Origin of the sequence: Paenibacillus sp. JDR-2, from assembly GCF_000023585.1 — a bacterium.
In the GTDB taxonomy this organism is placed as follows: Bacteria; Bacillota; Bacilli; order Paenibacillales; family Paenibacillaceae; genus Pristimantibacillus.
The window spans coordinates 3,359,204-3,383,672 of sequence record NC_012914.1; the positions used below are offsets into that span (position 1 = coordinate 3,359,204).

22 protein-coding genes and 1 other annotated feature are annotated in these 24,469 nt (G+C 50.1%); of the genes, 12 read left to right on the plus strand and 10 right to left on the minus strand.

The genetic code is table 11. The annotated features are described in order from the left end of the window. Nucleotides 1-29 precede the first annotated feature (29 nt). Nucleotides 30-1,381, plus strand: a protein-coding gene (locus PJDR2_RS32480) for an IS1182 family transposase (protein WP_085982381.1) whose coding sequence is annotated in 2 segments (ribosomal slippage) — nucleotides 30-597 and nucleotides 597-1,381 — 1,353 coding nt in all. Because the reading frame shifts where the segments join, the coding sequence is not laid out codon by codon here. A gap of 153 nt (nucleotides 1,382-1,534) precedes the next feature. On the opposite strand, the gene PJDR2_RS14780 is transcribed toward PJDR2_RS32480, so the two are convergent. Next, nucleotides 1,535-2,782 (minus strand): MFS transporter, encoded by a 1,248-nt coding sequence (locus PJDR2_RS14780; RefSeq protein ID WP_015844510.1) that lies wholly within the window; start codon nucleotides 2,780-2,782, stop codon nucleotides 1,535-1,537. A 97-nt stretch (nucleotides 2,783-2,879) separates the two neighbouring features. Further along, on the minus strand, nucleotides 2,880-3,749 hold the full coding sequence (locus PJDR2_RS14785; RefSeq protein ID WP_015844511.1) for an AraC family transcriptional regulator: 870 nt from the start codon (nucleotides 3,747-3,749) through the stop codon (nucleotides 2,880-2,882). Nucleotides 3,750-3,886: 137 nt separating this feature from the next. Between PJDR2_RS14785 and PJDR2_RS14790 the strand changes: the two genes are divergently transcribed. From PJDR2_RS14790 to PJDR2_RS14810, 5 genes are all read left to right on the plus strand, one after another. Further along, the gene (locus PJDR2_RS14790) at nucleotides 3,887-5,182 is read left to right on the plus strand and encodes a Gfo/Idh/MocA family protein (RefSeq protein WP_015844512.1); all 1,296 of its coding nucleotides are present in this window, start codon (nucleotides 3,887-3,889) and stop codon (nucleotides 5,180-5,182) included. A gap of 12 nt (nucleotides 5,183-5,194) precedes the next feature. Next, nucleotides 5,195-6,646 (plus strand): glucuronate isomerase, encoded by a 1,452-nt coding sequence (gene uxaC / locus PJDR2_RS14795; RefSeq protein WP_015844513.1) that lies wholly within the window; start codon nucleotides 5,195-5,197, stop codon nucleotides 6,644-6,646. Then, complete coding sequence (locus PJDR2_RS14800) at nucleotides 6,643-8,145, plus strand: tagaturonate reductase (RefSeq protein WP_015844514.1); 1,503 nt, start codon at nucleotides 6,643-6,645, stop codon at nucleotides 8,143-8,145. The genes uxaC and PJDR2_RS14800 overlap by 4 nt, the downstream gene beginning before the upstream one ends. A 2-nt stretch (nucleotides 8,146-8,147) precedes the next feature. Continuing rightward, the gene (locus tag PJDR2_RS14805) at nucleotides 8,148-9,683 is read left to right on the plus strand and encodes a UxaA family hydrolase (RefSeq protein WP_015844515.1); all 1,536 of its coding nucleotides are present in this window, start codon (nucleotides 8,148-8,150) and stop codon (nucleotides 9,681-9,683) included. Nucleotides 9,684-9,801: 118 nt separating this feature from the next. Further along, entirely contained in the window at nucleotides 9,802-10,110 is a 309-nt protein-coding gene (locus tag PJDR2_RS14810; RefSeq protein WP_015844516.1) for a hypothetical protein, read from the plus strand. Nucleotides 10,111-10,160: 50 nt separating this feature from the next. Here the strand turns inward: PJDR2_RS14810 and PJDR2_RS14815 are convergent, their stop codons facing one another. From PJDR2_RS14815 to PJDR2_RS14830, 4 genes are all read right to left on the minus strand, one after another. Further along, nucleotides 10,161-11,384, minus strand: a complete 1,224-nt coding sequence (locus PJDR2_RS14815) for a CynX/NimT family MFS transporter (protein WP_015844517.1) — start codon at nucleotides 11,382-11,384, stop codon at nucleotides 10,161-10,163. Next, nucleotides 11,347-12,084, minus strand: coding sequence for a FadR/GntR family transcriptional regulator (locus PJDR2_RS14820; protein WP_015844518.1), 738 nt, complete (start codon nucleotides 12,082-12,084; stop codon nucleotides 11,347-11,349). The genes PJDR2_RS14815 and PJDR2_RS14820 overlap by 38 nt, the downstream gene beginning before the upstream one ends. Nucleotides 12,085-12,202: 118 nt before the next feature. Further along, nucleotides 12,203-13,105: a sigma-70 family RNA polymerase sigma factor gene (locus PJDR2_RS14825; protein WP_015844519.1), complete on the minus strand. Its 903-nt coding sequence runs from the start codon at nucleotides 13,103-13,105 to the stop codon at nucleotides 12,203-12,205. A gap of 105 nt (nucleotides 13,106-13,210) precedes the next feature. Next, complete coding sequence (locus tag PJDR2_RS14830; RefSeq protein ID WP_015844520.1) at nucleotides 13,211-13,660, minus strand: carboxymuconolactone decarboxylase family protein; 450 nt, start codon at nucleotides 13,658-13,660, stop codon at nucleotides 13,211-13,213. Nucleotides 13,661-14,712: 1,052 nt separating this feature from the next. Here PJDR2_RS14830 and PJDR2_RS14835 point away from each other — a divergent pair. Both PJDR2_RS14835 and PJDR2_RS14840 read left to right on the plus strand, forming a co-directional pair. Then, the gene (locus tag PJDR2_RS14835) at nucleotides 14,713-15,900 is read left to right on the plus strand and encodes an MFS transporter (RefSeq protein ID WP_015844521.1); all 1,188 of its coding nucleotides are present in this window, start codon (nucleotides 14,713-14,715) and stop codon (nucleotides 15,898-15,900) included. A 73-nt stretch (nucleotides 15,901-15,973) separates the two neighbouring features. Further along, on the plus strand, nucleotides 15,974-17,506 hold the full coding sequence (locus tag PJDR2_RS14840; protein WP_015844522.1) for an FAD-dependent oxidoreductase: 1,533 nt from the start codon (nucleotides 15,974-15,976) through the stop codon (nucleotides 17,504-17,506). Between the two features lie 59 nt (nucleotides 17,507-17,565). Here the strand turns inward: PJDR2_RS14840 and PJDR2_RS14845 are convergent, their stop codons facing one another. Further along, nucleotides 17,566-18,180: a TetR/AcrR family transcriptional regulator gene (locus tag PJDR2_RS14845; protein WP_015844523.1), complete on the minus strand. Its 615-nt coding sequence runs from the start codon at nucleotides 18,178-18,180 to the stop codon at nucleotides 17,566-17,568. A 130-nt stretch (nucleotides 18,181-18,310) separates the two neighbouring features. Here PJDR2_RS14845 and PJDR2_RS14850 point away from each other — a divergent pair, with 130 nt between their 5' ends. From PJDR2_RS14850 to PJDR2_RS14865, 4 genes are all read left to right on the plus strand, one after another. Next, nucleotides 18,311-18,877, plus strand: coding sequence for a cysteine hydrolase family protein (locus PJDR2_RS14850; protein WP_015844524.1), 567 nt, complete (start codon nucleotides 18,311-18,313; stop codon nucleotides 18,875-18,877). A gap of 47 nt (nucleotides 18,878-18,924) precedes the next feature. Beyond that, nucleotides 18,925-20,130 carry a multidrug efflux MFS transporter gene (locus tag PJDR2_RS14855; RefSeq protein ID WP_015844525.1) on the plus strand — a complete coding sequence of 402 codons (1,206 nt, stop codon included), beginning with the start codon at nucleotides 18,925-18,927 and terminating at the stop codon, nucleotides 20,128-20,130. Between the two features lie 57 nt (nucleotides 20,131-20,187). Further along, nucleotides 20,188-20,452: a binding site (T-box leader), on the plus strand. Between the two features lie 118 nt (nucleotides 20,453-20,570). After that, the gene (gene asd / locus PJDR2_RS14860) at nucleotides 20,571-21,656 is read left to right on the plus strand and encodes an aspartate-semialdehyde dehydrogenase (protein WP_015844526.1); all 1,086 of its coding nucleotides are present in this window, start codon (nucleotides 20,571-20,573) and stop codon (nucleotides 21,654-21,656) included. Nucleotides 21,657-21,741: 85 nt separating this feature from the next. Next, a complete protein-coding gene (locus PJDR2_RS14865) occupies nucleotides 21,742-22,695 on the plus strand; it encodes a D-2-hydroxyacid dehydrogenase family protein (RefSeq protein ID WP_015844527.1) in 954 nt (317 codons plus the stop codon). 45 nt (nucleotides 22,696-22,740) lie between these two features. On the opposite strand, the gene PJDR2_RS14870 is transcribed toward PJDR2_RS14865, so the two are convergent. The 3 genes from PJDR2_RS14870 to PJDR2_RS14880 are packed head-to-tail and all read right to left on the minus strand — an operon-like array spanning nucleotide 22,741 to nucleotide 24,416. Beyond that, nucleotides 22,741-23,547 carry a DUF4097 family beta strand repeat-containing protein gene (locus tag PJDR2_RS14870; RefSeq protein WP_015844528.1) on the minus strand — a complete coding sequence of 269 codons (807 nt, stop codon included), beginning with the start codon at nucleotides 23,545-23,547 and terminating at the stop codon, nucleotides 22,741-22,743. Then, a complete protein-coding gene (locus PJDR2_RS14875) occupies nucleotides 23,537-24,100 on the minus strand; it encodes an HAAS signaling domain-containing protein (RefSeq protein ID WP_015844529.1) in 564 nt (187 codons plus the stop codon). Before PJDR2_RS14875 ends, PJDR2_RS14870 begins: the two co-directional genes overlap by 11 nt. Further along, nucleotides 24,087-24,416, minus strand: a complete 330-nt coding sequence (locus PJDR2_RS14880) for a PadR family transcriptional regulator (RefSeq protein ID WP_015844530.1) — start codon at nucleotides 24,414-24,416, stop codon at nucleotides 24,087-24,089. The genes PJDR2_RS14875 and PJDR2_RS14880 overlap by 14 nt, the downstream gene beginning before the upstream one ends. Nucleotides 24,417-24,469 lie beyond the last annotated feature (53 nt).

Here is a 24,469-nt window from a genome sequence, read left to right on the forward strand (position 1 = left end):
AGTATCTAATAGAAACGGATGGTGTCGTTATGTTGCGTTCTAATCGAGACAAACAACAAAACTACGAGCTGGTTTCCATTGAAGACTTGGTGCCTGCTGACCATATGCTTCGCAAGATCGATAAGTACATTGATTTTTCTTTCATTGATGAGAAAGTACGTCACCTCTACTGCCAAGATAATGGTCGTCCAGCCATTGATCCACTTGTACTTTTCAAAATGATTTTTCTCGGTTACTTCTATGGCATTCGTTCGGAGCGCCAACTGGAACGCGAAGTTCAAACCAACCTCGCTTACCGTTGGTTTCTTGGACTCGGTCTGTCAGACCGTGTTCCAGATCACACAACGATTAGCTGGAATCGTAGAACACGATTCAAAGATACTTCTGTTTTCCAAGATATTTTCGATGAAATCGTGCTGCAAGCGATCTCACATCGGATGATTGGCGGACGTGTGCTTATTTCTGACTCTACCCATGTAAAAGCTAATGCCAATAAACATAAATACACAAGAGAACAAGTACAGCAAAACACACGAGATTATGTGAATGAGCTCAATGCAGCTGTTGAAGCAGAACGTAAAGAGCAAGGAAAAAAGCGCTAAAACCACGGAAGGAGGTGAATGAAGACAAAGAGGTAAAAGTTAGTACGACTGATCCTGACAGCGGTTATATGTACCGAGAAGGCAAGCCAGAAGGTTTCTTTTACTTGGATCACCGTACAGTTGATATGAAGTACAACCTTGTTACCGATGTCTTCGTCACCGCCGGTAACGTCCATGATTCTGTTCCTTATCTTTTTCGTCTGGACCGCCAACGTCAGCGTTTTGGATTTAAAGTAGAAGCTGTTGCATTAGACTCTGGCTATTTAACAACACCGATTTGCAAAGGATTAGAAGATCGTAAAATCTTTGGCGTGATTGCCCATCGCCGATTTCATCCAACGCAAGGCTTACAACCAAAATGGAAGTTTACTTATGATGCAGAACGGAATCTGTATGTGTGTCCGCAGCAACAAGAACTGACTTACCGGACGACAGATCGGCATGGCTACCGACACTACGCGTCTGATCCAAAGCAATGCGCAGCATGCCCAATACTGCAGCAATGCACGCGTTCCGCTAACAAACAGAAAATGGTTACCCGACATATTTGGGAGGACAGTAAAGAAAACGTGAGGATGAACCGACTAAGCAAGTCGGGCAAAAAGCTTTACCGTAAACGAAAAGAAACCATAGAGCGAAGCTTCGCGGATGCCAAACAGCTCCACGGGTTTCGCTATTGCCGTTTGCGGGGGTTAAGCAACGTGATGGAACAAGCGTTGATGACCGCTGCGGTGCAGAACATGAAAAAGATCGCCCTCCACCTGGAAAGGAGGGCGTAAGAGGGGTAGCCTCTTGCGTCGCTTCGTTCTACTCACAGAAAACAAAAAGAGAAACCCCACGTTTTAAGAAAACGTGGGGTTTCTCTACAATCTGAGGCTTGAACCATAGCAGGTTCAAGCCTTTTTCTCCAAATATAAGGACGGCGAAGCCGTTTAGGCTTGGGAGGTTCTGACGTTACTCGAGTTCGTTGCAGGTGCCCGATTCTCCTTGTTGACCCAAGAATGAATCACGAAGGAGCCCACTGATACCGCCGCCGTAATTACGGCAAGCCAAGCAACCGGCGTTAAACCGCCGCCGTCATAAAGTCCGCTCATCATATACGGACCGATAACCCGTCCAGCCGAACCGATGCCGCCGGTCAAGCCTAGATAGAATGGCGCGTTTTTGCCGCTGTTCTCGCTTAAGAATGCAGGAATAGCCGGCGCGATCAGCATCTCGCCTAGCGTTGTCAGAATCATGCCAAGCACCATGCCTGGGAAGCTGTGCATGATCAGAATCACGACGTAACCGCTCATGTACAGAACGGCGCTTGCCGTCAACTGGGCTTTGATCGAGCTTGCAGCCAGCCGTTTGATCAGATTGGTCACCGGTTGGGCAACAAAGATCAGAATGCCGTTAAGCGTCCAAAGATAGCCGAACATTTGTTTCGACATGCCGTGTTCGATAATAAAAGGCGAGACGCCGGTATTCCAGATGCTGTTGCCGAGGTTGATCAGCATTCCTCCCAGCGCCATAAACAAATAGAGCCGGACGTCGGTGACAAGCAGCCATAGGCTTGCGCCGCCAGCAGCTTGTTTCTTCCGCATCAGTTCCGCTGAATGATCCCCGCTGCCCGTGCCAACCCGCTGCAGATAGAAGAGGAAGAACAAGGCGAATACGCCGGATGTAACGCCGTTCAGCACAAAGCTGAGCGAATAGGAGACATCGGCTAGAAAACCGCTTAACGCCGTACCAACCGCGACGCCGATATTGTTGGCGATATAGACGATATTGAAGAGCTCTCCGCGCCGCTCCGCAAATCGGAAGCCGATAAAGGCCTGTATAGCGGGCATCGACAAGGCGTTAAACAGCCCAATGAGACCCATCATAACGATAAATACGGTCCAGGCATGACTTAAAGCCGGCAGAAACAGCAGTCCAGCCGCATTTAAGGCGAGAGCGCCGATGATTAGCTTTTTTACGCCAACCCGGTGATAAAGCGCGCCTCCAAGCAGCTGACCGGCGATCCCGCCGATGGATTGAACAAGAATGACGAGACCGGCGTCGGACATGGTGCGTCCAAGCTGATCGAAGACAAACATCGTGACAAGCGGCCACATTAGCGCGCTGCCAATGGCATTAATAAGACTGGCGATAAGGAAAACTTTAATTTCTTTCGGATATTGCGATAGTGATTTCATCGTTGTTACAGACTCCCGGATGTTAATCTTGATGCAAGGCTTCTATTATACCTTAGGAGAAGAAGAAAAGACGAAGGTTATTTTTGTACTAAATAAATTATCCCTTTTGTCCGTATTGGTTCCGGTAATCGCGAGGCGAGAGGCGGATATGGGTCTTGAATACGCGCTCGAACTGCGACAGGCTTTCAAACCCGACTTCAGCTGCGATTTCGGTAATTCGTTCATCCGTCTCGCGGAGCTGGTGCTGCGCTTCCTTCACCCGGGTAATACCGATATATTCCGTTAGCCCGAAACCGGTGTATTTCTTGAACGTGCGGCTCAAATAACTGGTACTGAGATGGAACTGCCGGCTTAAGCTGTCTAGCGTCAGCGGCTCCCGGAAATGGTCGGCTACATAGCTGGCAATCTCCATCGCTTTGGCTGCCGCCGGGGAAGGAGGGACGGAACCATCGCTTGGATCCGGTTTGTTATGAATCGCATGGCGCGCGGCGAACAATAGAGCTTCGGCAACGGCATGACGAATCGGCATTTCATGTCCTGGCGGACGCTCCTGCACCTCCTGTAGAAGGCCGTACAACAGCTGCTCAAAGCGAAGGCGCTCCTGATGGGCAAGCCGAAAAACCCGGCGCGAGCCAAGGAAAGGGGAGAGAAGCAGCTCAGACTCTTCCTTGCCGTATTGCTCAAAATATTTTTCATTGTAATAGAGGACAATCCTCGCATGGTTGGGAACGCCGGTATCCGAGGTTTTGTGCAGCTCATTGGCCGGAATAAGCACCAGATCACCGGCAGCAATCGGATATTTGCGGTCTTTAATGAAATACTGCCGTTCCCCGCTGAACAAGTAATAGAGCTCGTATTGCCCGTGGATATGCTCGACGGACATCGTGAAATGCCCCTTGCGCTTGTTGTATTCCAGAAAGAAAAGATCCTCTGAATCGCCATAGAATAGTTCATTGCTTAAATTCATGATGAAAGACCCCCGAATGACAAAATATGCGGTGTAGAATTAATTCTAGCATATATTGCGGAGATATTGAGCAGATATTGCTGTACATTTTGAATATAAGAAATCCAAAACCAGCCAATAAGGAGATGTACAAACCAATGTCTAACAAGAAAACCTATGTGCAAGTCGGAACCGGGGGACGCGCGGAATTTTTCTATGGAGCGATTGCTACAACTTACCGTGAAACATCGGAACTGCTTGCCTTTTGCGATATTAATCAGACCCGTATGGACTATGCGAACAAGCTTCTGCAGGACAAGTACGATTACCCGGCTGTAAAGACTTACAAGAGTGACGAATTCGAACGCATGATCGAGGAAATCAAGCCGCAATTCGTTATCGTTACGACGGTTGACCGCACGCATCATCAATATATAATCCGTGCCCTCGAGCTTGGCTGCGATGTGATTACGGAGAAACCGATGACGGTAGACGAAGATAAATGCCAAGAAATTCTGGACGCGGTTGAGCGGACGGGGCGCCAAGTGCGCGTAACGTTCAACTACCGTTATGCACCTCATCATACAAAAGCCCGTGAACTAATTGAAAACGGTACCATCGGCGATGTGACCTCCGTACACTTCGAGTGGCTGTTGAATACGCAGCACGGCGCGGACTACTTCCGCAGATGGCACCGCGACAAGCGTAACAGCGGCGGACTTCTTGTCCACAAATCGACTCATCACTTCGACCTTGTAAACTTCTGGATCGGTTCGGAGCCCGATACGGTATTCGCGATGGGCGACCTGCTGTTCTACGGCCGGGAAAATGCCGAGAAGCGCGGCGTTACCAAGTTCTATGATCGAGCAACCGGCAATCCAAACGCGGAGAACGATCCGTTTGCGCTGCCGCTTGATAATAATGAGCATTTGAAAGCCATGTATTACGACGCGGAGAAAGAAGACGGTTACCGCCGCGACCAAAGCGTATTCGGCGACGGCATTTCGATCGAAGACACGATGAGTGTTATGGTCCGCTACAAGAACAAAGCTTTGCTGACGTATTCTCTTAATGCTTACCTGCCTTGGGAAGGTTACCGGATTGCGTTCAACGGTACAAAAGGCCGCATCGAAATGACCGTAATCGAACAGTCCTACGTCAACTCCGGCGGCGATAAAGCCTTGGAAGGCGCGGTTCAAGGCGTTAATATCATCGTATTCCCGATGTTTGGCGAAGCCTATACGGCAGAATTTGAAGAAGGCGAAGGCGGACATGGCGGCGGCGATCCGGTTCTGCTGAACGATATCTTTGGCGTACCGGTGGAAGACCGCTTCAAACGCGCGGCTAACCATATCGACGGCGCGCGTTCGATCCTGACAGGCATTGCAGCCAATAAATCGATCCGTACGGGCCAATCGGTGAAAGTCGATGACCTGGTACGTTTTTACGAATAGGAGGAATTTCGGATGAAGGCTTTTATGGATGATCAATTTCTATTGAACAGCGACACCGCTGCCTTGTTATACGAGCAGTTCGCAAAGCCGATGCCGATTATCGACTATCATTGCCATCTCGATCCGAAAGCGATCTACGAGAATAAGCCGTTCCGCAATTTGACCGAGGTATGGCTGTATGGCGATCACTACAAATGGCGCGCGATGCGGGCTAACGGCATTGCGGAGGAGTACGTGACAGGCGGCGAGGGTGTCAGCGATTATGACCGGTTCCTTGCTTATGCCCGCACGGTTCCGATGGCGATCGGTAATCCGCTGTATCATTGGTCTCATCTGGAGCTTAAGCGTTTGTTCGGCATTGAAGACATTATTAACGAGAAGAATGCTCCGGTTATCTGGGAGAAAGCGAATAAATTGTTTGAAGGCGAAGGAATGACGCCGCAGGAGCTGGTGCGCGTATCGAATGTCCGCGTCGTATGCACGACCGATGACCCGGCGGATTCGCTGGAGTATCACGTCAAGCTGATGGAGGAGGACCGTCACGGGTTCCAGGTAAGGCCTTCGTTCCGTCCGGACAAGGCGCTCGAGATTAACCGCGCGACATTCCTGCCGTGGATCAGCCGCCTGGAGGAAGCAAGCGGTTATGAAGTATCCGATTACGGCTTGTTGCTTAAAGCGTTGAAGGAGAGAGTGGAATTCTTCCATCAGACGGGTTGTCTGCTGTCCGACCATGCCATCGATACGGTTATGTATGCGGACGCGACGGAAGAGCAGGCGGCGGCGATCTTTGCGAAAGCTCTCCGCGGAGAATCGGTAAGCATGGAGGAAGAAGCGCAATACAAGTCCTTTACGCTGGTCTATCTGTCCCGTCTGTATGCCGATCATGGCTGGGCGATGCAGCTTCATATTCATGCCCATCGCAACAACAATGCTGCGATGATGCGACGTCTAGGTCCGGATACCGGTTATGATTCCATTAACACGGGTTCGCTCGCGGGACCGCTTGTCCGACTGCTCGACAGTATGGAAAATAACGGCGGTCTGCCGCGTACGATTCTATATTCCTTGAATGCTTCGGATAACGACGTGCTTGCGTCTATTATCGGCAGTTTCCAAGACGGTACGATTCCGGGTAAAATCCAGCTTGGCTCGGCATGGTGGTTCAATGATACGATTGACGGCATGCTGGCTCAAATGAAATCCCTTGCGAATATGGGCCTGATCAGCCGGTTTGTAGGCATGCTGACCGATTCGCGGAGCTTCCTGTCTTATCCGCGCCACGAATACTTCCGCCGGATTCTGTGCAATTTGCTTGGCGACTGGGTGGAATCCGGTCATGCGCCGGCGGATATGGAGCTGCTTGGCTCTATCGTTGAAGGTGTCTGCTACCGCAACGCAGAGCAATACTTCCGTTTTGGTTCGGAATCGGCGAGCATTAAGGTTCAAGCGGAGGTTGCCCAATGAGCTCCCTGACGAATAATCTGCCTAGCTTGAATTATGCCAGCCTGCGGGAAGGAGAGGCTTCATCTTATAACCGGATGAAGTCTTATCCTGTTAAGGTGCTGCAGATTGGCGAAGGCAATTTCCTCCGCGGCTTTGTGGATTGGATGATTCACCGCTGCAATGAGCAAGGGCTTTTTAACGGCAGCATTGCGGTATCCCAGCCTCGTCCAATGGGCGCAGCGAAGCTGAAAGAGCTGAAGGAGCAGGATGGTCTGTATTATCAATGGATCAGAGGCTTGCATGAAGGAGAGCTAATAGACCGCCGCGAGCTGATCTCTGTCTTCTCCGACTTTATTGATCCTTATCAGGAATGGGAGCGTTTCCTTGCGCAAGCGGCAAATCCGGGTTTAGAGCTGGTTGTGTCCAATACGACGGAAGCGGGTCTTGTCTATCAGGCATCGGAATGGGCGCCGGATCAGCCGATTTTATCGTACCCGGGCAAGCTGACGCTGCTCCTGTACCGCAGGTTTGAGCATTTTGGCGGCGATTCGGGCAAAGGTCTGCTCCTCCTGCCATGCGAGCTTGTTGAGCGTAACGGCGATAAGCTTCGCGACATCGTGCTGCAGCATGCTTCGGATTGGAAGCTGCCGGAAGCGTTCGCGGTCTGGATCCGGGAGCATAACCGGTTCCTGAATTCGCTGGTTGACCGGATTGTCACAGGCTTTCCGGCCGAAGAAGCGAATGAGCGTTATACGGAATGGGGGATCACTGACCGTCTCTTGAATGCGGCTGAGCCTTATCATATCTGGGCGATAGAAGGGGAAGAGAAGCTTGACGAGCGGCTTCCGTTCGTGAAGGCCGGATTAAACGTCGTATGGACAAATGATCTGCAGTCCTATCAGCTTCGCAAGGTACGGATCCTGAACGGTGCGCATACCTGGATGGCGGCGTACGGGCTGCTGAACGGACTAAATGAAGTAAGGGAAGTCGTTGAGCATCCTATGTACGGCGCGCATCTGCGCGAAGTTGTTTTTAATGAGATTGTGCCATCCGTTCCGCTTCCGGAAGCGGAGATGAAGATCTATGCCGAGCAGGTTATCGAACGGTTCGCCAATCCGTATGTCCGGCATAAGCTGACGGATATTGCGATGAACAGCCTGTCCAAATTCAAGGTGCGCCTGCTGCCTACTCTAATGGCTTATTATGAGCGCTCAGGCGATTTGCCGCCGTATATCGTGACGGCATTTGCTTCCTTGCTTAAGCTCTACCGCGTGAAGCAAACAGAGGAAGGTGCTTATGCCGGCAGCCGTTTGGATGGAAGCCAGCTGCTCATTCGCGACGATGCGGCTATGCTTGCGGAGCTTGCCTCCCTTTGGAATAAGGCGGATAACGGCGAGCTAAGCATGAAGGAACTGCTGGAGGATATTCTCGGCCGCGACTCATGGTGGGGAATTGATCTAAACGGAATTGCAGGCCTGTCGGACCGGTTAACGGCTGAGTTTGCACATTTGGAGGAATAAGCATGAGAAACGCGACGATCACAAACGCAACGCTGCTGCATCCACAGGATGACGTCGTAATCGCCCTGCGAGATATTGAACCGGGCGAGATCGTCAGATGGCCTTCTGCGGAAGGAAATGAACAATCGGTTACCGTGGATAAAGCGGTGCCGCGCGGGCATAAAATTATCATTCATCCCGTTGCAGCCGGCGTACATGTTCATAAATTCGGCTACTCGATTGGGGTTGCCAAAGAGGATATAACACCTGGCAGCTGGGTCCATACTCATAATCTCCGAACAGGATTAGGAGAAGTTCTGGAGTATGAGTACAAACCTAAGATGGATTCGGCCTCAACTGGGACAGCGGTCAGCCCGGCTTGGCCAACAACCTTCCAAGGTTACGTTCGGGAAGACGGCGAGATCGGGATCCGGAATGAAATCTGGATTATTAACACGGTTGGCTGCATTAATAAGACCTGTGAAACGCTCGCTAAGCTTGCCGGACGACAGTTCGAAGGGCAAGGGATTGACGGCGTCTATCATTTCCCGCATCCTTACGGCTGCTCTCAGCTTGGCGATGATTTGACGGCAACACAGAAGCTGCTCTCCGCGCTTGTCCGGCACGGGAATGCGGCTGGTGTGCTTGTTATTGGACTTGGCTGCGAGAATAATCAGATTGAAGCCTTCAAGAACGCGATTGGCGATTATAATCCGGACCGCGTAAAGTTCCTCAAATCCCAAGAGGTGGAGGATGAGCTGGAGGAAGGGCTGAAGCTGATCGAAGAGCTCGTAGAATATGCCGGCGGATTCAAACGTCAGGAGCTGCCTCTCGCGAAGCTGCGGATTGGCCTAAAATGCGGCGGTTCTGACGGGTTTTCCGGCATTACGGCTAACCCTCTAGTGGGTCGTGTAGCCGATGCGATTACGGCTGCCGGCGGTACGGCACTGCTAACGGAAGTGCCGGAGATGTTTGGCGCGGAGACTATTTTGATGGACCGCGCGGCGGATGAGCAAGTATTTAAAGGGATTGTTAACCTCGTTAATGACTTTAAAGGGTATTTTATCCGTCACGGGCAGGAAATCTACGAAAATCCATCACCGGGCAACAAAGACGGCGGGATTACGACGCTTGAGGAAAAGTCGCTTGGCTGCACGCAAAAGGGCGGTCATGCAACGGTAACCGACGTTCTTCCGTACGGGGAACCGTCGAGAAAACCGGGCTTGAACCTTGTTCAAGCGCCGGGCAACGACCTTGTATCGGTTACGGCTTTATCGGCTGCTGGGGCCCATATCGTATTATTTACGACGGGACGCGGCACGCCATTTGGAGGTCCAGTGCCAACGGTTAAGATTGCGACAAATACCCAGCTTGCGGAAAGGAAGAAGAACTGGATCGATTTCAACGCGGGTCAACTGATTGAAGGCAAGCGGATGGAAGAACTTCAGGAAGAGCTGCTTCATCAGATTGTCGAACTTGCTTCGGGCGAGCGGGAGACGAACAACGAGCGTAACGGCTTCCGCGAGATCGCGATTTTTAAAGACGGCGTTATTTTATAGTTATTTGTGAACCGGGCTGCCGCCTATTTGGGGAGCCTGGTTTTTCCTTTTTGAAGGCGGGACTCAAGTCATGTATACTAGTAGGCACTTACATATGATTTTTGGGAGGCCTATTACGATGAGTCAGCGTTACCGCATTACTAGATCTTTGAAGGAAACAGGCAACGTACAGGATATTACGTTGGAGGAATGCAAGCAATTGTTTGCATCCAAGCCGGATTTCGAATACACCTCGGTATTTACCGTAAAAGGCCCGGAGAGCACGATGTCCATTGAGGGCGATTTTTTTATGTGGAGCTTTGGAGAGGTTAAGATTCCATTCCGGCTGTACAGCGGCGATCTCTATGTGGCAGGGAGCAATGAGGCGGTAGTTCCGAAAATGCTCGAAATTGCAAGCGAGCTTGAAGCGGATATTGTGGAAGGCTAAATAAACTAGCAAAAAAACCAACTCCGGTGGAGTTGGTTTTTTTATTGGAATCAAGCTTGCGCATCGCCTACGTAACGGTTTCTTGCGGCACCCATGCCAAAGATAAAAATGAGCAGGCTTGCGGCAATCAGCATGCCAATCGATAACGTCCAGCGATGAGTCATGTCGTGGATCATCCCGAATACTAACGGGCCGATAGCCGCCAGCAGGTATCCGACCGATTGCGCCATGCCGGATAGCTGCGCTGCGGCATGGGAGGTACGGGTACGCAAAGTGAAAAACAGCATCGCTAGACTAAACGAACCCGCGCCGGCAATCCCGATAAGCACCGACCATAACGGAACCAGGCCATTGCCATCCAGCAGCAGTCCGCCAATGCCAACCAGATACAGCACCGTTGTAATAACGACGAGTACCCGCTGACTTTTCATCCTGCTTGCAATGATAGGAATAACAAACGTAAAAGGAAGCATCGAGAACTGGATAAGCGACAGCATCCAGCCTGCCGTATCGTCCGTCATGCCGCGGCTATTCAAGATTTCCGGAAGCCAGGCAACAAGATTATAGAAGATAAAGGATTGCAGTCCCATAAATAAAGTAACCTGCCAGGCGAGAGAGGAACGCCAAGGCTTGGCTTCGCCGGCAGCCGTGCTCACTTGGGATACGGCAGCCGCCGCTTGACGGGTTTGACTCATTCGAGGCAGCCAAAAGACGATGCCCACGGCTGTCAGCACGAGCCAGCAGCTTAAGGCGCCTTGCCAGCCAAAGCCCGCGTCGCGGGCAAGCGGTACGCTAATGCCGGAAGCGAGAGCGCCGCATAAGTTCATCGATACCGAATAAATCCCGGTCATTAAGCCGATTTTGCTAGAAAAATCTCGTTTTACAAGGCTGGGAATAAGAACGTTGCAGACGGCAATGGATAACCCGATCAGGATCGTCCCGCCAAACAGGGCTATTGAACTTGAGATGGAACGGCATAAGGTGCCAACTCCGATAAAAATTAACGCGAAAAAAATGACGCGTTCGACTCCGTAACGCCGGGCAAGCTGCGGGGCGAAGGGCGACATAAACGTAAAGGCGAGCAAAGGAACGGTTGTCAAAAGTCCGGCAACGGAATTGGAAATACCCGTTGATTCGCGGATATAACTGACTAACGGTCCAACCGACGTGATAGGAGCCCTAAGATTGGCTGCTACAAAAATGATGCTTAAAGCGAGCAGCAGACCGGATGCTTTCTTAAGGTCTGTTTTCGCTATTTTGCTGAGTTGTTCCATGTTGGTCTTGTCCTCCGGTGATGTCTTCATTCTGATAATGCTGCTGTGTTTCTCCAATGTATTGCTGAACCATCTCTACTGCTTTGGCACTGTCCTGCTCTTTAATTGCATCAAGCAACTGCGCATGGTTATCATGGAAGCCGTGGAACCGGTCTTTGTTAAACATGTCCACAAGAATAGGCGGCACGCTGTCCGAAATATAGTCGTACAGCTCGATAAGCAGTCCGTTGCGGGAGGAAGCGAAAATAGCGTGATGGAACTCAATATCCCAATGGGCATAACCATCGGCATCCGCCTTATGAATAGCCTCTTTACTCTGCTCCAGGCAATAAGCCATCCGCTCCAAATCTTCCTCGTCCCGGCGCTGGGCGGAGAGACTTGCCGCTTCTTTTTCCAAGGCATGCCGGACTTCCAATGTTTCCAGCCAGCTGGATCGTTGGATCCGCTTTTTAAGTACAGGACCAAGCGCGCTGGATGAGCTGACATAGGTTCCATCGCCTTGTCTTGTTTTAAGTAATCCTGCATGGGTAAGGGCGCGGATCGCTTCCCGCAGCGTATTGCGGCTGACTTGCAGCTGCTCCATCAGCTCAGGCTCAGGGGGAACTTTTGTGCCAACAGCCCATTGACCTGAAGCAATTAATCCTTCAATCTGCTCCGCCACTTGTTCAACCAGTGTTAGTCGCTTTGTTTGCTTTAGCATAGCGTATCTCCTTCTCAAACGTTCAAACGTAGGATGTTTGGTTATTTTACTCCTAAAGGAGATATTTTGCAATGAAAAAAAAAGACCATTCCCCGGCAATCGGGAAACGGTCTGGCATTTAATGAATCCTTGTAAGCTTCTCCGGATTGGAGATGGAGTACACGGAACGAATTTTACCCGTTTGTTCATCGGGCTCGAAGAGATAGACTTTGACGGGCTTGTTATCCTGGATTTGCACCAAGCCTTGCTGTCCGCTGATGAATATAGGCTGCCAAATACCTTCAAAGGCACCTTTCCTGGCGATACCCTCCATAAAGGCAATAATTCTGCTCGGACCAATGATCGGATTAAACGCAGAGCGTACGATGCCTCCGCCGTCCGTTAACATGACCGCGTCGTCGGTGAGTAGGTGGATGAAGCTTTCCAGCCGTCCGGTGTAGATCGCCTCGGAGAAGGACTGCACAAAGCGGGTCATCGACTCATCCAGCGTTGCCTTATTTTCCTCGGAGAGGGAGGAAGAGTGTCCAATCTTGGCAGACGCGCGGCTGAAAATTTTACGGCAGGCCGCTTCGGATTTATCCAGCATGGCCGCGATCTCCGAATATTCATAGCCGAAGGATTCCCGCAGGACAAAGACGGCGCGTTCGGGCGGCGTACAGTTCTGAAGCAGAACGAGAAGGGCGTAACCCAGTTGTTCATGCTGAATAACATTGTCGAGCGGCGAAGATTCCGGAGTTCCTTCGCTAACCGGCTCGGGCAGCCATTGTCCCGGGTAGCTCTCGCGCTTGCGCGGAGCCGACTTCATCACGTTTAAGACGCGGTTGGTGAGGAGTTTAACCAGGTACGCTTTTGGGTGCGAGATGTCGATGCCATCTAGCTTACTGACGGTAACGAACACATCCTGCACCGCGTCTTCCGCTTCACTCATCGATCCCAGCATCCGGTAGGCGATGGAAGTAAGCAGCGATTTATACTCCCGGTAAAGCTGTTCAATACCCAAAGCTGTATCGCTTGCCGTCAAGATCTATCAACCCCCAAAATTTAACTATTATGATCATACCGTAACGAACAGCAAGAAACCACCCTCATCCCGAGGAGTGGTTTCTTTGGCTATGGAAGGCGGCGCCTAAGACTCGAAACAGCCGGGGAACATGCCGGTTGCAATCGCTACGCGGTTCCAACTGTTGATTGCGTTAATGGCTAATATAAGTCCGACATATTCTTCATCGGTAAAATGCCTGCGAACCTCATCGTAGACATCCTGCGGCACACCGGCATTCGAGATCAGCGTCACAGCCTCAGTAAGTGCAAGCGCGGCACGCTCACGCGCCGTAAATTGCGGAGCTTCCTTCCATACCGCAACCAGGTTGATCCGCTGCTCGGATTCGCCAAGCTTACGGGCATCGGCCGTGTGCATATCGAGGCAGAATGCGCAGCCGTTAATTTGGGAAGCGCGGATTTTGATCAGTTCATACAACGTTTTATCGGGATTCAGCTGTTTAGAAACGCCTTCAAGCTTCATCAAAGCTTGGAATGCGGCAGGGTTAGCGGTGCGGTAATCCAAACGAATTTTCATCGTATGATTCCTCCATTTATCTCGTATAAAGTCGGTTTCGTTATCTAAGACAATTAAGCGGCGGGAATTGTGACAGGTGGAGAAGAAAAAGATTTATTTTGATCCGCATCTTCGCAATTATTGGCTATTCAGGCTGACAGGCCAAGTAAAAAGATGGAACGGAGAACGTCACGGTGCGGAGTGTCAAATAAGAGGAAAAAACCGAGTTGCAGACGAGGGAGCGGGGAGCATGATGAGGCTGAATGGCAAATAAGAGGAAAAAACCGTGCTGCAGGCGGTGTAGCGAGGAGCGAGATGGTTCGGTGTGCCAAATAAGAGGAAAAAATCGTGCTGCAGACGAGGGAGCGGGGATCATGATGAGGCGGAGTGTCAAATAAGAGGAAAAAATCGTGCTGCAGGCGGTGTAGCGAGGAGCGAGATGATTCGGTGTGCCAAATAAGAGGAAAAAACCGAGCTGCAGGCGGTGTAGCGAGGAGCGAGATGGTTCGGTGTGCCAAATAAGAGGAAAAAAATCGTGCTGCAGACGAGGGAGCGGGGAGCCTGATGAGGCTGAATGGCAAATAAGAGGAAAAAACCGAGCTGCAGACGATGGAACGTTGAGCCTGATGAGGCTGAATGGAAAATAAGAGGAAAAAACCGAGCTGCAGACGAGGGAGCGGGGATCATGATGAGGCTGAATGGCAAATAAGAGGAAAAAACCGTGCTGCAGACGATGGACTCGTTAGCGTGAAAAAGGAGTTGGCGCGCCCTTTTGCGGCTCTTCAATAAAAAAATGCATTGACTAACGTCGCCAATCCGGATTACACTAGCACCAGTTATTTAGTAAATTAGTAAATTAGTAAACAAGTGAATCGATCATCCGATTCAATAATCCCATGAGGAAAATTAGAGTGATGCTTGATGCTTTCAATTAGTTGGCTTGATTAACATCAACAAATACCGAAAGAGGTGAGGACAGCAGCTCCGTTATATCGCCGCAATGACACTGCGAGATCGTGACATCGCTCTTGCCGCCAAAATCAAAAAAACTTACTAATCACGAGGTATTGATTATGTTTTCCAATCGTTATGTACGAACGATCATTTGTTCCCGGGTGCTGCTGCACCTCGGAATTTGGATTCGCAATTACGCGGTATTGCTGTATGTTACGGATCTAACCCACAATAACCCGGTTTACGTCTCGCTTATTTCGGTGGCGGAATTTGCGCCGATTTTCCTGTTCGCCTTAATTGGCGGCACCTTTGCCGATAGATGGCGGCCGAAGCGGACGATGGTAGGGAGCGATCTCCTTTCGGCGATCTCTGTTGCAGGCGTATTGCTTGCGCTCATGAGCGGCGGATGGATAGCTCTGCTGATCGGATCTTTTATATCGGCGAGCTTGTCCCAATTTTCCCAGCCTTCCGCAATGAAGCTATACAAACGCCATGTACCCGGCGAACAGCTGCAGGGCGTGATGGCGATGTCCCAAACGCTTGTCGCGGTCTTTATGGTTCTTGGGCCGGTTATCGGCACGCTTATCTTCCTAAAGCTCGGCATTCATGTTTCCCTTATTTTGACGGCCGTCTTATTCCTAGGTTCTTCGCTTATACTGGCAACGCTGCCTAAAGACGAAAACGAACAGAATTCAAACCTCAAATCCAGCTTTATGAGCGAGCTTACAGCCGGTATCCGGTACGTCTGGTCGAATCAGGCTCTTCGAATCTTATGCCTTAGCTTTGCGGTTGTCGGATTTGCTTCCGGTCTAACGCAGCCGCTTCAAATTTTTATTGTCGTGGAGCAGCTTGGACAAACGAAGAGCTTTCTGCAATGGCTCGTTATGACAAACGGTGCAGCCATGCTGATTGGAGGAGTCGCGATTATGGGCGTAGCGAAAAAAATACCGCCGCAGCGTCTATTTGCAGCGGGTCTGCTCATTACAGCGATCTGCACGACCGGGATCGGCGCATCTACGATGATTTGGCTGACCATACTCTTATTGATCATCAGCGGATTCGTATATCCAGCGATTCAAGGAGGCATTCAAACGCTTATCGTTCGGAACACGGAGATGGCTTATATGGGGCGCGTATCCGGAGCGATTATGCCAGTGTTTATGGGGATGATGGTTATCGGAATGTCCCTGTCGGGCTATTTGAAAGGCGCGTTATCGTTGTTTGCCGTCTATGGTTTAAGCGGTCTCCTTATCATGGCTGGCGTTCTAATCCTGCTGAAGCTCCGGGAACGTCAATCGGGCAAGTAGGGAAGGCGGGCACATAAATTCCCTATAAACGTGCAAATTAAGGAAATCCGATTGCCGTTGAGAGGGGTTCAGTATGACCATGCGATATCACAAAGATCTGCCGCAGTTTCCCGAGTCTTATTGGACTGCATCCCAGCAAGAAAAGGGGAAATTTCCGAAGCTAGAGCAGGACACGGAAGCCGATGTTGTTGTAGTAGGCGGAGGAATCTCCGGTATAACAACAGCGTATCTGTTGAGTCAGGAGGGCCTTCGAGTCGTACTGCTGGAAGCGGGAGAGATTCTGAACGGAACTACGGCTCACACGACCGCAAAAATCACGGCACAGCATGATCTGATCTTTGATGAGCTTCTGCGCTCGGAAGGCAAGGAAAAAGCTTCGCTGTATTACCAAGCCGCGAAAGACGCCATGAATTTCATTCACGAAACGATCGGCAAGCATCAAATAGAATGCGGTTATACGGAGCAGGACGCTTATGTTTACACCCATCATGTCGACTATATCGTCAAAGTGGAAAATGAAGCAAAAGCCTATCAAGAGCTCGGCATTCCCGGTGCTTATCTGGACAAAATTCCGCTTAACCTCCCGCTCTTTGGAGCTGTCCGGATGGATGGTCAAGCGCAGTTTCATCCGCTCAACTATTTACTGAAGTTGGTTCAGGAATTCCTGAAGCAGGGGGGTACAATCTACGAGCATACAACTGCCGTAGACGTGGAGTATGCAGATACGCCAAAAGTTATGACTAGCGACGGAAATCGCATTAGCTGTAAATATGTTGTTTCCTGTACCCATTTTCCGTTTTACGACGGCCTAGGCTTTTATTTTGCGAGAATGCATGCGGATCGATCCTATGTACTTGGCTTACAAGTGGAAGACGAGTATCCGGGCGGCATGTATCTGAGTGCCGAGGATCCGAAGCGCTCCGTACGTTATACCCCGCTCGATGACGGGAATAAGCTGATTATTCTAGGTGGACAGAGCCATAAGACGGGCCAAGGGATCTGCACGATCAATCATTACGACGAGCTGCGGAAATTTGCGGAGAATCAGTTCAAAATCAAGGAAATCTCCTACAGATGGTCGGCGCAAGATCTTGTTACGGGAGATAAAATACCGTTTATCGGCCGGATTACGGCAGCTCATCCCGACGTGTTTATCGCAACGGGCTTCCGCAAATGGGGGATGACGAACGGAACCGCGGCTGCGCTCATTATCCGGGATCTTATTCTGGAGAGGGATAATCCGTATGCGAAGCTGTTTACGCCTTCCCGTTCCGTGTCATGGAAAACAGTTGGCAAGCTTATCTCGGATAACGCGGACGTTGCGAAGCATCTGATTGGCGGCAAGCTGGAGTATGTCAAGAAACGTCCCGAGCAGCTTGAGAAGGACGAAGGCAGCGTTATTCAAATTCACGGACGCCGGGCCGGGGGGTACCGCGATAAGGAGGGGCAGCTCTTTCTCGTCGATACGACCTGCACCCATATGGGCTGCGAGGTGGAATGGAATAACGGGGAACGGACCTGGGATTGCCCTTGCCATGGCTCACGCTTCTCGATTACCGGCGAAGTAATCGAAGGACCAGCTGAAAAGCCTCTAGTACGCTTATGAAATAAACGAAAACCAGCGCATTCCTTGTCAAAGGGATAAGGCTGGTTTTTTCGTGTTGTCTATTTATCCGCGATAAAAGTAGCGCAGAGGTGCTCAAGGATCACTTCCGGCGTATAACCGCGTACCTCCCGCTGGAATAGATAGGATTCGCTGCTAACGCCATTCAGTAACATATCGGCACGGAATACGCTGTTTGGTTCAGACTTTCCGGAAGCGGCAAGCATCTCGTCGAACAGCTGAACGAGGATCTCGTGCAGCTCGTGGTAGAGAGGGCCTTTCGTTCGGGTGCTTGGCCGGTTGGTGGAGGAGGAATCCTCTACGCCGCGCAGCAGCTGGGATTTTTTTTCCCGGAACCGGATAAACAAGCCAAGAATTCCTTTCAGTCTGGAGCTTGGAGAGTCAGTATGGTTATCTTCCAAATAAGCGTAAATATCCTCAAACAGAATGACGAGATTGTCTTTCATGAGGTCCAGGCATAGTTCGCTTTTATTGCGGTAACGGCGGTATAAGGTACCCGGTCCGATCTGGGCTTCAGCCGCTATCTGATTCATGCTGACCTGTTCCACGCCATGCTGTTCGAACAATTGGAGTGCGGCGTTCAGTATACGCTGACGGTTCTCGGCAGCATCCCGGCGTTCGGGCTTTGGCGGAGTTGTTATTGATTCTTCCTTCATGACTGGATCACTCCCTATCTATAAAAACATGATTTGAGGCTTGGTTGACAAACGGAGAGTTCTCCGTTTAATATCAAGAGGAGAGTTCTCCGCTTAATATTAACATAACCGTAAGGAGTGTGTACAACCGATGTTGAACACGAAACGAAGCGCATTCGTAATCATGGACTTGCAGAACGGAATCGTATCCCGGTTTGCAGATAACAACGAGGTTATTCAACCTTTTCAGAAGGCTTTAGAGGCTGCACGGAAGCACGGGATCCCGGTAATTTTTGTCCGTGTTGGCTTTAATGAAGGATATCCGGAAGTAAGTCCCCGCAACAAATCGTTTTCGGTGGTTGCGCAGCATGGCGGCATGACTATCCATGACGAAGCGACGCAGATCCACGAATCGGTGAAGCCTCTGCCAGGCGAGCCGGTAGTTACGAAATTCCGGATCAGCGCTTTTGCCGGCAGCAATCTGGAGGTTATTCTTCGCGCGAAGCAGGTCGAGAATCTTATCTTATGCGGCATTTCCACAAGCGGGGTTGTATTGTCTACTGTGCGCGAGGCGGCGGATAAGGATTATGCCATTACCGTATTGAAGGATGCTTGTCTGGATGCGGATCCCGAAGTGCACCGCGTCCTTACCGAGAAGGTGTTCCCGCGTCAGGCGGACGTGAGAACGGTGGATGACTGGATTGAAACCTTAGCTTAGAGCATCCAAAGCATCCAGAAGCAACAGAATGAAGGAGGATGACAGGTATGCCGATATGGAAAAGAAACCTGTTCGTCTGTTGGTTTGGCGTATTCGTCGCAAGCATCGGCATGAGCCAGATCGCCCCGGTATTGCCTTTGTACATTAATCATCTGGGCGTCTCCGATACCCGAATGGTAGAGCAGTATTCCGGTTTAGCGTTTGGGATTACCTTTATACTGTCGGCTGTGTTTTCTCCGATATGGGGAATCGCGGCGGACAAATACGGGCGGAAGCCGATGCTGCTCCGGGCCAGTCTGGGCATGGCAATCGTCATTTTCAGCATGGGCTTCGCCCAGAATGTATATGAGCTGATTGGCCTTCGCCTGTTGCAGGGGATCATTACGGGATACGCCTCCGCTTGCACGGCGCTTATCGCAACGCAGACCGAGAAAGCCCACGCCGGTTGGGCGCTCGGAACCTTGTCTACGGCGGGAATTGCGGGTTCTTTGCTAGGTCCGTCGATCGGCGGTTTTATTGAATTGCATTTCGGTATGAGGAATGTGTTCTTTATTACCGGAGTGCTTTTACTGTTCGCTTTTATTACAACCTTGCTATTTGTGAAAGAGGATTTCACCCGCGTAGATAAAAAGGCGCAGAAAATGAAGGAAGTCTGGAGCAGTATCCCCGAGAAGAACCTGACAATCACTTTGTTTGTGACGTATTTTGCCTTAACCCTTGCTATGTATTCCATTGAGCCTGTCTTGACGGTGTATGTCACAAGCTTAACGAGCAGTACCGAGCATGTTGCCTTGCTTGCGGGGTTTATATTCTCCTCCTCCGGACTGGCTAACATGATCGCCGCGCCAAGGCTCGGCAGACTATCGGATCAGATTGGCGCACATAAGGTGATGCTTATCGCTTTGATTGTTGCGGGGCTGTTGTTTATTCCTCAGGCATTGGTTCATCAGCCTTGGGAGCTTATGGTGCTTCGATTCTTGCTTGGGTTGGCGGCAGGGGGGCTTAATCCGTCTGTTAATATTCTGATTAAAAAAATTACGCCGGATGCTCTCACGGGAAGAGTGTTTGGTTTTACGATGTCGGCGGGTTACCTCGGCATCTTTATCGGTTCGATTTTTGGCGGGCAAATATCGGCTTGGTTCGGCATACGGGCGGTCTTTTTAACAACGGGAGCTATCCTTCTGCTGAACGCTTTGTGGGTCTACACGAAAGCGTATAAGAAGCTTAATCTCAAAGCGGCTGAAAGCCGTTAATTTTTTTGCGAAAATGGGTTTACCTTGGATTCGTTTTTTGTTATTATAACTGCAATATGAAATGCAACGACGAGACGAGTAGGTAAATCAATTCTTATCCAGAGAGCTCCGGTACGCTGAAAAGGAGTAAAGAGTTGTTTATTGAAGAAAGACTCTGAGCAGCGCATCGGAACCGGTCTGGCCGGGGATGGTGTGACAGGAGCTCCTGTTATAGAGCTAGAGTATAAGCATTCGATTGCAATGCCGTACTTGAAGAGGCTGATATGGCGACATATCCGCGAATTTAGGGTGGTACCACGGGTATTCAAATCTCGTCCCTGAGACTACGGTCTTGGGGGTGGGATTTTTTTGTTTTCGCAGCAAGCAAAGGGATTTATACCGCATACATGTAAGGTATAAGGACGGCATACAAAATCAGACTGAGAGGATTTGAAGTACAAATGACACAAAAACTTAAAGTTGGTATCGTTGGTGGAACAGGCATGGTTGGCCAGCGCTTCGTACAATTGCTGGATCAGCATCCTTGGTTTGAAGTAACGGCTATTGCCGCAAGCGCAGGCTCGGCAGGCAAAACGTATGTTGAATCTGTTCAGAACAGATGGAAGCTTGACACTCCAATCCCTGAAGCGGTTAAAAATATCGTGGTGCAGGACGCTTCGAAGGTCGAAGAGGTTGCTGCGGGCGTTGATTTTGTATTCTGTGCGGTAGATATGCCGAAGAAAGAAATTCAGGCACTGGAAGAGGCATATGCGAAAACGGGTACGCCGGTCGTGTCCAACAACTCGGCGCATCGCTGGACGGCGGACGTTCCTATGGTTATTCCCGAGATTAACCCTGAGCATCTTGAAGTCATTGAGGCTCAAAGAAAACGCCTGGGTACAACAACCGGCTTCATCGCGGTAAAACCGAACTGCTCGATTCAAAGCTATGTTCCGGCGCTTAACGCTTTGCGCGAATTTAAACCTACTACGGTTGTAGCTTCGACGTATCAAGCGATCTCCGGCGCCGGCAAGAACTTTACCGACTGGCCGGATATGCTGGACAACGTCATTCCTTACATCGGCGGCGAAGAAGAGAAGAGCGAGCAGGAGCCGCTCCGCATCTGGGGCAGCGTCGAGAACGGCGAAGTCGTGAAAGCAAGCTCTCCGCAGATCACGACGCAATGTATCCGCGTTCCGGTAACGGACGGTCACCTTGCAACCGTGTTCGTGAATTTCGAGAACAAACCTTCGAAGGAAGAGATCCTTGCGCGCTGGTCCGAGTACAAAGGCCGTCCGCAAGAGCTGGGTCTGCCAAGCGCGCCTAAGCAATTCATTACTTATTTCGAAGAAGAGAACAGACCGCAAACCAAGCTCGACCGCGACATCGAAAAAGGCATGGGCGTATCGGCCGGCCGTCTGCGCGAAGATTCCCTGTACGATTTCAAATTCGTGGGCCTCTCGCATAACACGCTCCGCGGTGCAGCCGGCGGTGCCGTATTGATCGCTGAACTGCTCAAGGCAGAAGGTTATATCCAACCGAAATAATTGAGGCAAAAAACAGCAAGCTCCCCCAGAATAGCGGGTAAGGAGCTTGCTGTTTTGCTTTCTTAAAGAAGGAGGAGAACAACAAATGAAATGCGCCGTATTGGATGATTACCAGAACGTAGCTTTGAGCATGGCTGATTGGTCGTCAGTTAAGGACCGTGTTGAGATTAAAGTATGCAATCATCATTTCGAGGATCAGGCTGAGCTTGTCGCCGCCTTACTGGATTGCGATATTGTTGTCGTCATGCGGGAACGAACGCCATTCCGCAAGGAGCTGCTGCAGCGCCTGCCTAACCTGAAGCTTCTTGTAACAACCGGTATGCGTAACGCTTCAATTGATCTGGCAACAGCCGCGGAACAGGGGATTACGGTATGCGGCACTAAAGGCGGAGGCGAAGGAACCACCGAGTTGACTTGGGCGCTTATTCTCGGTCTCGCAAGAAAGCTGGTGCAGGAAAATGCAGCGGTCAGAAACGGAGGCTGGCAAAGCACGATCGGAGTCGATCTTCACGGCAAGAGGCTTGGATTGTTGGGGCTTGGCCATATCGGAACCAACGTGGCAAGGATCGGACAAGCCTTTGGCATGGAGGTGATGGCGTGGAGCCGGAACCTGACCGCCGAGAAAGCTGCGGCAGCCGGAGTAACGCTGGCAGCTTCCAAGGAAGAGCTGCTGGAGAGCAGCGATATCGTATCGATACACTTGGTGTTAGGTGATCGTACCCGAGGCTTGATTGGCGCGAGAGAGCTAAATCGGATGCGGCCGACAGCTTTTCTCATCAACACTTCTCGTGGCCCTATTGTTGATCGTGATGCCTTGCTGGAAGCCCTTCGAAGCGGCAAAATCGCCGGAGCCGGCATTGACGTCTTTGAGCAGGAGCCGCTGCCTCAAGACGATCCAATCCGCTCGCTGCCGAACGTCCTTGCAACTCCGCATATCGGTTATGTAACGGAAGCGGCGTACCGCGGTTTCTTCAAAGGCATCGTAGAAGATATCGAAGCGTATTTGGCTGGTTCGCCGGTAAATGTTCTTGGTAAATGAAATAAAGCCGCTTCTTCCGATGGGAAGGAGCGGCTTTATTCGTTTTTATTGTTTTTTTACCGTGATGCTGCCATTGTCGGCAGTGAGCTTCACTTGTATGTTACCGTCCCCGACAACGGTATTGCCCTTATACTTATCGAAGAGATTCACTCTTCCGTTATCGACATGGGTATAAAAGGTGACGCCTGCGGGTTCTGTTTCCGTTTGAATGAGAATTCTTCCATTGTTGGTATTAAGCGTAATGTTCTGGCTTATTTCTTTGGTTAACACCGTAATGGACCCATTGCTCGTTTTTCCGTCCAAGATTCCCGTGACATGATCTAACGTGATTTTCCCGTTGTCGGCCCGCACCTTTACCGTCTGGGAAGTGGTGTCGCTGAATTCAATCCTGCCATTGTCCGTAGATGCCTGAATCGAAGCGGCATTGAGCTGCTTAGCCAGAATATAGCCATTATTATTTGCGATCTTTAGTTCATTATATTGCTTTTGCGGCAAATAAATGGTTAACACTAAAGAGTCCTCGCGGAAATTGAAGTTAAACCATTTGTGCTGATTCGTATCCATTGTGATAGACAAGGTCGAGTCTTCTGATTTAATGTCCAATTGCGGCTTTTCTTTAGACGTTGTGCTTCCTTCTAACTGGAGCTTTATATCTTGCTCGGATGAAGGCAATAACTCGATGCGGGTATTGTCCGAATGTAAGTCAACGGCCGTAATCTGCGAGCCGGTAATCGTTTTTTGCTCGGATACTTCAGTAACGGTATTTCCGTTAAAATAAGTGATTAGGCTTCCTGCAAGACCAACAACTATAAGTACTGCCGCTATTGCAGCTAATTTTTTCTTAGTTGCCATGCTTCAGCCCTCCTTTAACAAGAGCTGCATTGTATTTCAAATAACCTATTGCAGCTTTTTTCACCAGCTTGGTAACATGCAGCATACCCATTCCGATTAGGATGCCTAATCCGCACATGAAGATCGAGAAGAAAAGATCAAATAGAATGAAGGCGGCAGGGTGAAAAACCGTATCAATAACAACGAGGAGAGGAGAAGCAAGCAAGGTCAGAGCTACTGCCCAACATGCGAGAATCACTCCGGCTACTCCAATTGCAGGACCAAGTACAATAACCAGATTGAAAAAGCTTAATCCAATGACGGCCCAAGTTGCTCGAATAATACTCCCTGCAGTTGAATTCACCGAAGCCCGTTTCAAGTGATATCCGGCAAGAAGCTCTCTTGCGATTAGAGCAGGGGAGCCGAGCGCAATCGCAATTTCCTCTTCCGATTTTCCTGCCTCCAGCCCGAATATAAAATGCTCTTCATAATCATGCAGAATATCCGCGCGCTCTGCCGCCGGAATGACCTTTAACTCAGCCTCTAATTGCTGCAAGAAATTATTTTTCGTCATAGTTCACACCTTCCTTAATCAAATGATTGACACCATTGGCAAACTCCGTCCACTCCGAGATAAGCTCATAGAGATAGGTTCTTCCTTTATCGGTAAGCCTGTAGTATTTTCTCGACGGTCCTTCAGTAGATTCCTGGAGATAGGTTGTGAAGTATTCCTCGCTTGTCAATCGCCGAAGAATCGGATAAATGGAGCCTTCCGAGATTTCGATCTGACTGGATATTTTCTGAACCAACTCGTATCCATAGCGGTCTTGCTTATCGAGCATGACAAGAACGCATAGTTCCAATACGCCTTTTTTAAATTGAACATTCAAAGGGGAAACACCTCGTTTTATTTATGGCTTAGTACTATATATTAAACAGTACC

Excerpts from the sequence above, each read along its gene's own strand:
- PJDR2_RS14845 (WP_015844523.1), bottom strand. The coding sequence starts at position 18,180 with ATGAAGGAAGAATCAATAACAACTCCGCCAAAGCCCGAACGCCGGGAT.
- PJDR2_RS14830 (WP_015844520.1), bottom strand. The coding sequence starts at position 13,660 with ATGAAAATTCGTTTGGATTACCGCACCGCTAACCCTGCCGCATTCCAA.
- PJDR2_RS14805 (WP_015844515.1), top strand. The coding sequence starts at position 8,148 with ATGAGAAACGCGACGATCACAAACGCAACGCTGCTGCATCCACAGGAT.
- PJDR2_RS14780 (WP_015844510.1), bottom strand. The coding sequence starts at position 2,782 with ATGAAATCACTATCGCAATATCCGAAAGAAATTAAAGTTTTCCTTATC.
- PJDR2_RS14855 (WP_015844525.1), top strand. The coding sequence starts at position 18,925 with ATGCCGATATGGAAAAGAAACCTGTTCGTCTGTTGGTTTGGCGTATTC.
- PJDR2_RS14790 (WP_015844512.1), top strand. The coding sequence starts at position 3,887 with ATGTCTAACAAGAAAACCTATGTGCAAGTCGGAACCGGGGGACGCGCG.
- PJDR2_RS14800 (WP_015844514.1), top strand. The coding sequence starts at position 6,643 with ATGAGCTCCCTGACGAATAATCTGCCTAGCTTGAATTATGCCAGCCTG.
- PJDR2_RS14815 (WP_015844517.1), bottom strand. The coding sequence starts at position 11,384 with ATGGAACAACTCAGCAAAATAGCGAAAACAGACCTTAAGAAAGCATCC.
- PJDR2_RS14840 (WP_015844522.1), top strand. The coding sequence starts at position 15,974 with ATGACCATGCGATATCACAAAGATCTGCCGCAGTTTCCCGAGTCTTAT.
- PJDR2_RS14870 (WP_015844528.1), bottom strand. The coding sequence starts at position 23,547 with ATGGCAACTAAGAAAAAATTAGCTGCAATAGCGGCAGTACTTATAGTT.
- uxaC (WP_015844513.1), top strand. The coding sequence starts at position 5,195 with ATGAAGGCTTTTATGGATGATCAATTTCTATTGAACAGCGACACCGCT.
- PJDR2_RS14785 (WP_015844511.1), bottom strand. The coding sequence starts at position 3,749 with ATGAATTTAAGCAATGAACTATTCTATGGCGATTCAGAGGATCTTTTC.
- PJDR2_RS14835 (WP_015844521.1), top strand. The coding sequence starts at position 14,713 with ATGTTTTCCAATCGTTATGTACGAACGATCATTTGTTCCCGGGTGCTG.
- PJDR2_RS14865 (WP_015844527.1), top strand. The coding sequence starts at position 21,742 with ATGAAATGCGCCGTATTGGATGATTACCAGAACGTAGCTTTGAGCATG.
- PJDR2_RS14850 (WP_015844524.1), top strand. The coding sequence starts at position 18,311 with ATGTTGAACACGAAACGAAGCGCATTCGTAATCATGGACTTGCAGAAC.
- PJDR2_RS14875 (WP_015844529.1), bottom strand. The coding sequence starts at position 24,100 with ATGACGAAAAATAATTTCTTGCAGCAATTAGAGGCTGAGTTAAAGGTC.
- asd (WP_015844526.1), top strand. The coding sequence starts at position 20,571 with ATGACACAAAAACTTAAAGTTGGTATCGTTGGTGGAACAGGCATGGTT.
- PJDR2_RS14810 (WP_015844516.1), top strand. The coding sequence starts at position 9,802 with ATGAGTCAGCGTTACCGCATTACTAGATCTTTGAAGGAAACAGGCAAC.
- PJDR2_RS14820 (WP_015844518.1), bottom strand. The coding sequence starts at position 12,084 with ATGCTAAAGCAAACAAAGCGACTAACACTGGTTGAACAAGTGGCGGAG.